The organism is Gilliamella sp. Gris1-4, from assembly GCF_001690335.1.
GTDB classification, from domain to species: domain Bacteria; phylum Pseudomonadota; class Gammaproteobacteria; order Enterobacterales; family Orbaceae; genus Gilliamella; species Gilliamella apicola_P.
This window is the reverse complement of record NZ_LZHA01000086.1, coordinates 1-1,684: the sequence shown is the minus strand read 5'-3', so window position 1 is coordinate 1,684 and position 1,684 is coordinate 1. Positions and strand designations below refer to the sequence as shown.

Sequence of the window (1,684 nt, the reverse complement as noted above, 5' to 3'; positions counted from 1 at the left end):
CGTATTTAACATTTGACGGTGGTCGAACCAAGGCAACCGATACAGACACATTTTTGGCAATCGAGTTGCCAGATGGAAGACGTATCACTCAGTCAACAAACACATCAAGTGTTACAAATCCGATAATGTTACCAAGTGGAAATTATACATTTAATGATATTCATACGGTATTGCCGTCGGGTACAACATCTATTAGTTTAAATAGTCTAATCAGCCAAGGGAAGTGGGGAGATGATGATGGGGATGGACAGGGTACAAATGGTGTTACTGCAACAGGGAGTATATCGTTAGTAATAAAGGATAAAGATGGCGCTACGATTAGTCGTAGTGATGCAATAAGTGTATGTAAATCGCCTTATAAGGTCACTTTAGATAGTACAGGGGGAAGTTTAACTACACAGTATGGAGTGCCAAATAGTAGTCGTTTTTACGGAGGCTCAGCGGTTTATTATATCACTTTGCCGTCACAGCCGGTTATTTGTTCGGTCAGGCCGAATCTAAACTTTGGCGCAGGCAGCTCCGCAGGCCCATCTAACATATGGAATCCTAAGAAAGGTTTTTTAGTTCAGTCAACAAACCCATCATCTTACGACAGAAACTTTCCTACTACAGGTTCAGATGGATTGTATTTTGATTTGGACATAGGTGGTATTGACGGAGGTCAGTTGAATTGGACAGTTAACACAAGTGGCAGTCTAGGTGCAACGGTGAGATGGACAAGGCCGTTAACAGGGACATTCACATCCCCAGATAACCGTACTATCCAAGCTGATAATTGGATTACAGATAAATCAAAAAATGTAACACGGGTAACATTAACAGGTCCAAGGGCAAGTAGTAGTCAGATAAGCTCAAGTAATCCTGGTTCACTTACACGTCCATCTTTGCCACAGACCTTCGAGTTGGTGGGAAGGGATAGTAATGGTAATGAGGTGAGGTATGGATTTGTGTTAAGGCAGTGGTTCGTCAATCGGGATAATCAACTTAAAAGTTATAGTGACCAATTAGCATGGTGTAGAAGTTTGGGTTATCGAATGCCACGGGTAAGTGATTTAACCAATGCGAAGTGTGGTGTAGATAATACTTGGTTTCCATGTGTAAATGGCATAGATGGCGCAGCCCCTAGTTCACCAGGAAATAGGTATCAGCGTCACATAGGGGCAGGATTTTTCACGGAGTGGGGTTTCATGCTCGACTACGCTGATGCGGGCTTCGTCGACTTCTACGACTGGACGAGTGACGTAGCAGGTAGCACTCAGTTCGTTGTCACCTCGTACAACGGCTTCGTCAACAACTACATCGCTTCCGGCAGTAATTACGCTGTTTGCACCGCACCTTAGTTCTTAGCGTTTAGTTCTTAATCCTTAGAGCGCGGGGGTGGTTATGGTGCTTGAGAGGATAATATAACAAAGAACAAAGCCCCCGCGTAAGTTGGGGCGTTTTCCTTAGGGTTGCGCTGTGGCGCTTTAAAGCGGTGGTCTATTTTTAGTACGGCAAGGTTTCGGACGTTTTGACCTTTGGTGAACAAAATAGCTACAGTGACAACGTCCGATTTAGGGGATTTTTTGCGAAATCCCCTAAAAACCCCTCGCAAGGCTACAGAATGTGGCCTACGGCAATACTCGTATCATCCTGATACTCGCCTCTACGAGGCCATCTTCGCTATGCTCAGATGTTCAAATTT

Annotated in this window: 1 protein-coding gene; it reads left to right on the top strand. The window is 44.3% G+C overall.

The window, feature by feature from the left end; genetic code table 11:
* The coding region (locus A9G31_RS11905; RefSeq protein WP_176700396.1) for a hypothetical protein at window positions 1–1,340 on the top strand (1,340 nt) is incomplete at its 5' end.
* Window positions 1,341–1,684: the final 344 nt, after the last annotated feature.